Origin of the sequence: Mesorhizobium sp. (genome assembly GCF_004962925.1) — a bacterium.
Taxonomy (GTDB): domain Bacteria; phylum Pseudomonadota; class Alphaproteobacteria; order Rhizobiales; family Rhizobiaceae; genus Mesorhizobium.
The window spans coordinates 1-6,588 of record NZ_SUEO01000085.1; the positions used below are offsets into that span (position 1 = coordinate 1).

The window sequence follows — 6,588 nt, forward strand, 5'->3', positions numbered from 1 at the left end:
ATGGTCGAGCACGGTTACGCCCGCCATAAGCACCCGGCGGCGCATGAAGCGCATATAGTCCGGTCCGCGTAGATTGGCGATGTAGAGCCGCCCGTCATCCTCGCTCGGAAACGGATAGCCCCACTCAGAAAGTTGCAGCAGGTTGCGGTAGGCGGTGTCGACGCAGCGCAGCATCCAGCGCTGGTCGGCGAGTTCGCCGGTGCGCTGCCAGCGCCGCTCGACCACCGCATGCCTGTTGTCGCCCGGCGGCACGCACCAGGTTCCGGTATTCGACGGCGCCGTGGCGCCGCTGGTGCCGAGATAACCCTTGTCGGACAACACCACGGTCGCACCGTTCTCAGCCGCGGCGACCGCCGCCCAAGCGGCCGACGGACCACCGCCCAGCACCAGCACATCGGCGGTGAGATGCAGCCTTTCAGGAGTCGGTTGGACGGCTCTGGCAATCTTCGGCATGATCACTCGCGGCAAGGAATTGGCGGCCGGCAGAGAATGGCGGGGGGGCGGATCAGGCCGCCCTGGAGAACCAGACCGGCTCGTTGCCTGCGCTCCACTTGATGTTGCAACCGATCGACGGCACCTGCTCAGCGGCGGGCTTCCCGCCCTCCAGCACAGAGTCGACCGCGGCGCGCAGATCTGCACCCGTCACCGGCCTGCCATTGCCCGGCCGCGCCCCGTCGAACTGGCCGTGATAGGCCAGCCGCCGGTCGGCGCCGAACAGGAAGAAATCGGGCGTGCAAGCCGCTCCATAGGCTTTCGCGGTCTGCTGCGAAGCGTCCTTGAGATAAGGGAACGCATAGCCGAACTTTTCCGCCTCCTCGCCGATCCGGGCCAGCGTCTCCTCGGGATGCGCCTCATGGTCGTTGGCGTTGACCGCCACCACCTGCAGGCCCTTTTCGGCATAGTCAGCGGCGAAGGCGGCGAACGCCTCGCGGATCAGCACCACGAACGGGCAACGGTTGGAGATGAAGGCGACGAGCAGCGCCGGCTTGGCATCGAAGTCCGCGAGCCTGTGCAACACGCCCTGCGCGTCCGGCAGCAGGAAATCAGCGGCTCTGGTGCCGAGGTCGATAGAATTGGATTCGGTTTTCGGCATCGATGCTCTCCCTTTGGGCGCCCGGCATTCTCGCCTTGTCAAATTCATCTTAGTCTATGAACTTAGTAGAATTATAGGCTGGAGAGGCCGTCCACGGTCAAGCTGGCGGACTAGAATATCGTGCCAATGTTTGTGCCGGCCCGGCAACTTTGTTCGGCCGGCCAGGCGCCTCTGAGAAAAGAGTGCGCCGGCCGAGAGGTGGCAATGAGTCAGAGGTTCGGCTGGATTGAGCGGCCGTGTGGAGACTCAGATCAGGCCGGCATCTTCAAATCATCGGCGTTCCTCAATCCGCGCCGACCACCTCCGGATAGAGTGCCTGCGCCAAGTCGCGGATCGCGTCGGCGGTGCGCGGGCCGAAGCCGATCATATAGGCGCCGTCCAATACGATCAGCGCCCTCTTCTCCGCCGCCGGCGTGGCGCTCAGCGCGCGCGTGCCGAACACCTGCTCGGCGGTTGGCCCGCCCTTGCCGTCACTCATCATCAGGATGACGTCAGGCGCCATTTCGATCAGCTTTTCCTCCGACGCTGCCTTGTAGCCCTGCACCACGGCCATCGGATTGATGCCGCCCGCATAGCGGATGATCGCGTCGGCCGCGGTGCCCGCGCCAGCCGCGCTGAGCCGCACGAGGCCGTGGAAAAACACCACTTTCTTGCGGCGTTCTGCCGGTATTTTTGCGGTGAGATCGGCGGCGGCCCGGAAAGCATCGAGCACGCGCCTTGAAACCTCCCTGCCTTTGTCCTCCAGGCGAAGCGCTGCGGCGATCAGGGTTATCTTGCGCTCGATGCCTTGTGGACTGTTGTCTTCCGGCACGAAGACGACAGGGATCGCCAGCGACTTCAGCACCTCGATCGCCTCCGGCGGCCCGCTGTCCTGCGCCGCCAGGATCAGATCGGGACGAAGCGCGACCAAGCCTTCGACGGACAACTGGCGCCGATAGCCGACATTGGGCTTTTGCGCGACGGCAACGGGATATTTGCTGCCGCGATCGACGGCGATGATCCGCTCGCCGGCGCCCAGCGCATCGACGATCTCGGTAACGTCGGAACCGAGCGTCAGTATTCTGGTTCCCGGACCGGTCGCGACTGTCCGCCCTGATGCGTCGACGACCGTCTCGGCGGCCAGCGCCTTGAACCCGCAAGACGGCGCAAGAACGGAAAGCGCCAACAGCAGCACCACCGCCATACTGCTCGATCGAAACCAGCGCGTCTGCCTGCGCCCGCTATTACTGCCGACCATGCCATTTCGCTCCTGTGGTTAAAACCGGGAAGATGGTCGTGGCTATAAAATTAAAGTTGACTAATATCATCATGTTTCAATAAGTAGCCCTGCCCGACCGCCGGTCGAGGCTTCTCCATCACGCCAGCCAGGGCCGACGGCCGCCGCCAGCAATCTTGCTTTTTCCGGGGGCGGCATCGCTATGAGACTGACAAGCAACAAGACCTTGATGGCGAGTACCGCGCTCGCCTTCGCGCTCGGCCTGTGTGCCGCGCCGCCCGCCGCCGCGCAGGAGGAGCAGAAGCAAGGCGCCGCCGCCAAGGCCGACAGGCCGGTCAAAGTCTCCCAGCGGACTGAAACCGGGCAGAGCGAGCCGACCATGCTCGACCTGATCACCATCTCGGCGACGATGATCAAGACGGCTGTCATCGACTCGATGGCCGCCATCAGTGCCGTCGATCAGGAGGAGCTCGAACGCATCCAGCCCGACACCGCCGCCGACATTTTCCGCACCACCCCCGGCGTCGCTGCTTCGATGAACGGCGACGATCCAGCGACCGCCATCAACATTCGCGGACTGGAACAATATGGCCGCGTGGTGGTGACGCTCGACGGCGCCCGCCAGGATTACTGGCGCGTCGGCCACGGCTCGGGCTCGTTCTATGTCGAGCCGGAACTGATCAAGGAAGCCACCGTCATTCGCGGCCCGGTCTCGAATGCCTATGGCTCGGGCGGCATCGGCGGCGTCGTCTCCTTCGAAACCAAGGATGCCGGCGATTTCCTCAAGCAAGAGGAGCGCTGGGCGCTGAGCGAGAAGCTCGGTTATGAGAGCAATGGCGATGGCTTCACCACAAGCACCACCGGCGCCTACCGCTTCAGCGACGATGCCGACATCATCGGCAACCTCATCTACCGCGACCGCGACAGCTACACCGACGGCAATGGCGACACTGTGCCGTGGACCGGCGAGCGCATCACCAGCGGCTATGTGAAGGCGACGCTGCGCCCCGCCGACGGCCACGAGCTCAAGCTCGGCGCAATCCTGCAGCGCTACAGCGACCAGATCACCGGATCGAGTGGTTCGACCTCGCCGACGCTGAGCCGCTACGACACCGACACGACCAACCAGACCTACACGGCGGCCTACACGTGGAAGCCGGACGATAACGAACTGATCGACTTCAGCGCCAATGCCTACCACAACCGCACGCGCGCCGAGCAGACACAGGTCTGGCCGGTGTCTGCGATCGGCAACTTCCGCTACTACGATGTCGCCACCACGGGCTTCAACGTCAAGAACTCCTCACGTTTCGATGCCTGGGAGATGGCCCACACGCTCACCTACGGGCTCGACTACTATTATCTGGAAGCCTCGTCGGAAGCCGCGCATTTCGGCGCCGGCGAACAGCAGGGCTATGGCGGCTTCCTGCAATGGCAGGGCGACTATGAGAACTGGCTGCAGCTCATCGCCGCCATGCGTTATGACGGCTACCAGCTCGACGGCGAAACGAAGACCGTGCCGCCGGAGGAAGCCTCGATGTCGGGCGACCGCTGGTCGCCCCGCCTCACCGTTGGCGTGACCCCGTTGGAAGGCTTCCAGTTCTACGGCACCTACTCCGAAGGCTACCGGGCGCCGGGCCTGCAGGACGTCTATCGCGGCGGCGGCGCGCATGGCGGTGGCGACAGCTACCAGCCCAACCTGCTTCTCCAGCCCGAAACGGCGAGGAACTGGGAAGCCGGCGTCAATTTGAAGTACGACGATGTGCTGGCTGCGGGCGACCTGTTTCGTGCCAAGGTCAACGTCTTCCACACCGATATCGAGGACTATATCGATGTTGACCTGACCGTCCTGCCGCGCACGGCGATCAACATCGGCGACGCGCGGCTGAAGGGCATCGAGGCCGAAGCCGTCTACGACTATGGCTGGGGCTTCGTGAATCTGGCCGGCGCGCTGATCGACGCCAAGGTCGTCAGCAGCGTCTATTCCGGTCAGGCGCTTAACAACACGCCGCTTGACCGCTTCGCGGCCACGCTTGGGTTCCGGATGCTCGAAGACCAGCTCACCGTCGGTGCGCAATATCTGAGCATCGGCAAGATCACCCGCACCAGCCGCACCAATCCGAACGCCATGCCGGTGGTCAATGACGGCTTCGACCTGGTCAATGTCTTCGCCAACTGGCGCATCAATGACCACGCCAGGCTCGATTTCGCCGTCGATAACGTCTTCAACACCGCCTACACCGACCCGCAAAGCGCATGGTCGACGTCTGCGGCAACGGAACAGGGCAAGGGCCGCACCTTCAAGGTGGCGCTCACAGGCAGGATCGGAGGTTGAGCGTGAGCGAAGAACGCGGACTGGCCTGCGAAGCGCGTCTGAACCTGCGCAACCTGCCGCTTTACATCGACCGCATCAGCGACCGGCTGCAGAGCTTCGATGCCGATGCCTCACAGGACGGACAGCGGCTCGACTTCCGCTTCGCCTTCGGCGGCGCATCTCTCGACATGGAGCGGCTGGTGATGCGGGCCAATGCCGCCGACCGCGACGGCCTTGCCCGCATCAAGGACCTGCTGGCCACCGCGGTCCAGGTCTATGCCAGGGAAGAAAAGCCCGAGATCGTCTGGACCGGCGATCTCGCTGACGAGACCGGCCTCGCCCAGTTTCGCGAAATGGTCGTGACTGACGTTCACGACCTCACTCCGCATATGCGCCGCATCCGCTTCGCCGGCGAGGATCTCTCTCGTTTTGCGAAATTCGGCGGCATGCACATCCGCATGCTGTTCCCCACCAGGGAAGTGCCCGATCCCCTGTGGCCCATGCTCGGCAGCAATGGTCTGCCGGTCTGGCCTTCGGACGACAGGCGCCCGGTGGCGCGCGTTTACACGATCCGCGCGCTCGACGTGGCCAACGGCATCATCGATGTCGACTTCCTCATCCATCCCGGCGACAGTGTCGGCGCCCATTGGGCCATACACGCAACTGCGGGCATGAAAATTGGCATCATGGGGCCGGTCGGCCGCCCGGTGCGGCCGGCATCATGGTATCTCATGGGTGCCGACGAAACCGGCTTGCCGGCGCTGGCGCGCATGCTGGAGATACTGCCCGCCGAGACCAAGGGCGTGGCCTTCGTCGAGATCGCCGACGATAGCGAACGGCAGGTGATCGACAACGCGACCGGCATAGAGCTGCACTGGTTGCCGAGAAATGGTGTACCGGCCGGCCTCGACGCAAGGCTGGCGCGCGCCATCCTGTCAGTGTCATGGCCAACCGGTTCGGCGTTCGGCTGGTTTGCTGCGGAAGCGGCGGCCGCCAGGATTGTTCGCGAACACTGGCGCGGCACGCTGGCGCTCGGCCGCAATGAAACACTGGCTGCAGCTTATTGGCGGCGGGGCGCGGCGGGACTGATGGCCGGCTAGATCTTGCTTAGCATCGCTTGCGCATCCTCAGACATGCTGATCGCGATTCGGTCGCCTGAGACAATGCCTGAGACATCGCAGACGACCAGCGGCATGCTGATATCATAGAGGAACTCGGCAACGATGGCGCCGACGGCAAGAATCGGATCCGGCCGCCCCAGGATAATGCCGGCCGGCGCCGTGCCCCGGCGGATCGCCTCGGCCAAGACCGAGGACGAGGACGACGAGCCCCGCCCGCTTGGCATGACCAAGATCCTGCCGGCGACATTCTGGCCGAGATCCGGATGCGAATGATCTGTTATATCGCCTGTCTCGGCGTCGATCCCGCCCCAGAAGCTGAGCGCTTGTGAAAGTACCAGTGCCGCTCCTTGCGCCTCGCCGGCAAGCTGGAAGGCGCCAACTCTGTTCAGGGCTCGACTTTCCCGTTCGCTCACCGCACGCCTCGCACGACGCGGCCGGCAGCGGCCGAGCGAACGCAGTCTTCCATGTCGCCGAACGCCACCGACACGCCGATATTGCCCGGCGCGTAATGCGCCCATTTGCCTGAATTGGTCATCACCACCCCGTCGAGACGCTCAAGGATCGACGTGACATATGTGCAGGTATCCGTAACCGGAATGAGGTTGAACTTCTCCGCATTGTCCAGTTCGCCTTCCTCTTGCAATTGCTTCAGCGTCGCGCGCCCGGTGTTGACATAGATCGGGATGCCCCTGCCCGGCGCGATATGGCGCAGCATCGGCAGCAGGCGCATCCACTCATCATGGGAGAAATGCGGCGTGCCTAACGAGACAGCTGCAAGCGGCGCGCCGTCGGGGACGCTCGACAGCCTGGCCAGCGCGTGGTCGATGTCGGCGTCGGGCTGATC

General features: G+C 64.1%; 7 protein-coding genes. 2 read left to right on the forward strand and 5 right to left on the reverse strand.

Annotation, left to right across the window (positions count from 1 at the left end; all coding sequences use genetic code 11):
• From E5W87_RS17815 to E5W87_RS17825, 3 genes are all read right to left on the reverse strand, one after another.
• On the reverse strand, positions 1-453 hold a 453-nt coding region (locus E5W87_RS17815; protein WP_292400088.1), incomplete at its 3' end, for an FAD-binding protein.
• A gap of 52 nt (positions 454-505) precedes the next feature.
• Complete coding sequence (locus tag E5W87_RS17820; protein WP_292400091.1) at positions 506-1,093, reverse strand: thioredoxin family protein; 588 nt, start codon at positions 1,091-1,093, stop codon at positions 506-508.
• 283 nt (positions 1,094-1,376) lie between these two features.
• Positions 1,377-2,330: a hemin ABC transporter substrate-binding protein gene (locus tag E5W87_RS17825; RefSeq protein WP_292400095.1), complete on the reverse strand. Its 954-nt coding sequence runs from the start codon at positions 2,328-2,330 to the stop codon at positions 1,377-1,379.
• Between the two features lie 181 nt (positions 2,331-2,511).
• Between E5W87_RS17825 and E5W87_RS17830 the strand changes: the two genes are divergently transcribed.
• Both E5W87_RS17830 and E5W87_RS17835 read left to right on the forward strand, forming a co-directional pair.
• Positions 2,512-4,644 (forward strand): TonB-dependent hemoglobin/transferrin/lactoferrin family receptor, encoded by a 2,133-nt coding sequence (locus E5W87_RS17830; protein ID WP_292400098.1) that lies wholly within the window; start codon positions 2,512-2,514, stop codon positions 4,642-4,644.
• A gap of 2 nt (positions 4,645-4,646) precedes the next feature.
• Complete coding sequence (locus E5W87_RS17835) at positions 4,647-5,723, forward strand: siderophore-interacting protein (protein ID WP_292400101.1); 1,077 nt, start codon at positions 4,647-4,649, stop codon at positions 5,721-5,723.
• Here E5W87_RS17835 and E5W87_RS17840 read toward each other — a convergent pair.
• Positions 5,720-6,157: a DUF126 domain-containing protein gene (locus E5W87_RS17840; protein ID WP_292400104.1), complete on the reverse strand. Its 438-nt coding sequence runs from the start codon at positions 6,155-6,157 to the stop codon at positions 5,720-5,722. The two genes, E5W87_RS17835 and E5W87_RS17840, sit on opposite strands and share 4 nt — an antisense overlap.
• Positions 6,154-6,588: aconitase X (locus tag E5W87_RS17845; RefSeq protein ID WP_292400107.1), on the reverse strand; the 435-nt coding region annotated here is incomplete at its 5' end. The genes E5W87_RS17840 and E5W87_RS17845, both read right to left, overlap by 4 nt.

Bases quoted from the DNA above. Each gene is read 5' to 3' on its own strand.
- E5W87_RS17820 (WP_292400091.1), bottom strand. From the start codon at position 1,093: ATGCCGAAAACCGAATCCAATTCTATCGACCTCGGCACCAGAGCCGCT.
- E5W87_RS17825 (WP_292400095.1), bottom strand. From the start codon at position 2,330: ATGGTCGGCAGTAATAGCGGGCGCAGGCAGACGCGCTGGTTTCGATCG.
- E5W87_RS17830 (WP_292400098.1), top strand. From the start codon at position 2,512: ATGAGACTGACAAGCAACAAGACCTTGATGGCGAGTACCGCGCTCGCC.